At 72.1% G+C, this 2,783-nt stretch carries 3 protein-coding genes; 2 read left to right on the forward strand and 1 reads right to left on the reverse strand.

Annotated features, from left to right (window positions below):
* The coding region (locus VOI19_RS17620; RefSeq protein ID WP_323794251.1) for a histidine kinase N-terminal domain-containing protein at window positions 1-1,086 on the reverse strand (1,086 nt) is incomplete at its 3' end.
* A 68-nt stretch (window positions 1,087-1,154) separates the two neighbouring features.
* Here VOI19_RS17620 and VOI19_RS17625 point away from each other — a divergent pair.
* The gene (locus tag VOI19_RS17625) at window positions 1,155-1,994 is read left to right on the forward strand and encodes a DUF2785 domain-containing protein (protein WP_323794252.1); all 840 of its coding nucleotides are present in this window, start codon (window positions 1,155-1,157) and stop codon (window positions 1,992-1,994) included.
* 23 nt (window positions 1,995-2,017) lie between these two features.
* Window positions 2,018-2,783: thiamine pyrophosphate-binding protein (locus VOI19_RS17630; protein WP_323794253.1), on the forward strand; the 766-nt coding region annotated here is incomplete at its 3' end.

The raw sequence follows: 2,783 nt of genomic DNA on the forward strand, positions 1-2,783 counted from the left end.
GCCACCCAGACGATCGGCGATCTCGTCGAAGTCGACCGTCTCCTCGACAGCCTGGCTCAGCGTCTCGTGGACGATGGCGATCGACCCGACGCGTCGTACGGCCTCCTCGAGAGCCGACTTGGCCTGCTCGTTGTCGACACGTCGCGCCTGGAGGCGTAGCAAGGCGGCCACGGTCTGCAGGTTGTTCTTCACCCGGTGATGGATCTCGCGGATCGTGGCGTCCTTGGTGACCAGCTCACGATCGCGCCGCCGCAGGTCGCTGACGTCGCGCACGAGGATGAGTCCGCCGGTGTGAGCGCCGTCGGTCCGCAGCGGGATCGCGCGCACGATCAGGGCCACCTCGTCGGTCCCGATCTCGACGTCGCGGTGCGCCCGGCCCCCGAGCACGGCCGACAGGGTCTCTTCGTCGGGTCGGCGTCGAGGCGCCACCAGCACACGGACGAGATCGGGCAGCAGCAGCCCGGCCAGGTCACCGGAGAGCCCGAGCCTGCGGAAGACCGACTGCGCGTTCGGACTGGCGTAGACGACACGCCCCTGCGTGTCGACGCGGACGAACCCGTCACCGACCCGCGGGGAGTCGGCGTGGTCGCTGCGCTGCCCCGACGAGGGGAAGTCGCCGGTCGCGATCATCTGCGTCAGGTCGGCCGCCGACTGCAGGTAGGACAGCTCCAGACGGCTCGGGGTGCGGACGCCGAGGAGGTTGGTGTGGCGTCCGATGACGCCGAGCACCCGACCCGACCGCACCACCGGGATCGCCTCAGTGCGCACCGGGACCTCGTCGCGCCACTCGGGGTCGCCGTCGCGCGCGACTCGTCCCTCGGCGAAGGCGGCGTCGAGGAGCGGACGCCGTCCGTGCTCGACGAAGGTGCCGACGACGTCGTCGACGTAGGCGGTCGGGCCCGTGGTGGGACGCATCTGACCGACCGCCCAGAAACCCTTGCGGTCGCGGTCCTCGAGCCACAGGACGAGGTCGGCGAAGGAGAGGTCAGCGATGATCTGCCAGTCGGCCTGGAGCAGCTGGAGCCAGGCGACGTCGGTGCTGCCGAGGTCGGTGTGCGTACGAACCAGCTCGGAGAAGGAGGGCACCGTCACAGCGTAGGGGTGAGGCGACCTCCCGTGTCGCGCACCTCGTCATCGTTTGGCAGGATGCACCCGTGGATCTGGTGAACTGGCAAGCAGTGCTTCAAGACGACTTCCAGGTCCCGGACCACACTCCGCTGGACAAGCTCACCACCGAGCTCACCGAGCTGCTGGGCGCCACCGATCCCGAGGTCCGCGACGGCCTGGCCTACCCCACGCTGGCGACGTGGATCGAGCGCGGCGTCTACGACGACCTGCTGCCCGGTCTCGGTGACGGGATGGTCGCCGGCCTCAAGGTCGGACTCGGCGAGCGCGAGGACGACGGCGTCTTCAGGCGCAGCTTCTCGGCGCTGATCCTGACCGAGTGCATCGCGCGCGACACCGCTCGCCCGCTGGTGCTGGGCGGCAAGGTCCTCCAGTGGGGCGATGCGCTGGCCACCTGGCTGCTGCGCGAGCGCGACCGACGCGGCTTCGTGCCCGACAAGGGCTGGGCGCACGCCCTGGCCCACGGGGCCGACGGCCTCGGCGCCCTCGCCCGCTCCCCCCATCTCGGGGCCGCCGAGCTGACCGTGCTCCTCGACGTCATCGCCGACCTGCTCCTGCAGCCGACCGACGTCCTCTTCGCTCACGGCGAGGAGGATCGTCTCGCCCTGGCCACCTTGGCGGTGCTGCGCCGCAACGCCGTGCCGATGACCGTGCTCGAGCCCTGGGTCAACCGGCTCAGCGACGGTGCCCGCCTCGGACCCGATGACGGCACCGACCCCTTCCTGCGCTCCGGCAACGCCCAGGCCTACCTGCGGGCGCTCTACCTCCAGCTCGCCCTGGGCAACCGGCCCCCGGCCGCCCGGGCCGACGTCATGCTGGTCCTGGTCGGTGCCCTGCGCGAGACGAACCGGACCCTCCGAGAGGGCTGAGGCCCGGGTACTAGGGTCGGAGCATGACCGACCTCACACCTCGCCCCGACGCCCCCGCTGCCGGCCCCGGGGAGATCAGCGGCCATGCCGGCGAGCTCGCGGTCGCCGTCGCCCGCGCTCACGGCGTCGAGACGATGTTCACCCTCTCGGGCGCCCACGTCTTCCCGATGTACGACGGCGCCGTGCAGGCCGACCCGCCGATGCGGCTGCTCGACGTCCGCCACGAGCAGACCGCGGCCTTCGCAGCCGAGGCGACCGGAAAGCTCACCCGGGTGCCCGGCCTCGCCGTGCTGACCGCAGGGCCCGGCGTGACCAACGGTGTGAGCGCGATCGCACAGGCGCAGTTCGCCGGCTCCCCCATGGTGGTGGTGGGCGGACGCGCCCCGCAGAACCGCTGGGGCAGCGGGAGCCTCCAGGAGCTCGACCAGCCGCCGATCGTCGCGTCGGTCTCCAAGCTCGCGCGCACGCTGCCGACCGCCGGTGACGTGCTGGGCGGCATGGACGAGGCGTTCCGCGCCGCCGGCTCCTCGCACCGGGGTCCGGTGTTCGTCGACGTCCCGATGGACGAGTTCTTCAGCTCGGCCGTCGGACCGACCCCCGTCGGTGAGGTCGCACCGGGCTCGGCGCCCGACACCGACGCCATCGACGCCATCGCCCGCCTGCTCGGCGAGGCCTCGCGTCCGGTGCTGATCCTCGGGACCGACGTGTGGGCCGACCGCGCCGAGGTCGCCGCGCTGCGTCTCGTCGAGGACCTCGGCCTGCCCACCATCACCAACGGGATGGGCCGGG

The organism is Nocardioides sp. (assembly GCF_034670285.1).
Lineage (GTDB): Bacteria > Actinomycetota > Actinomycetes > Propionibacteriales > Nocardioidaceae > Nocardioides.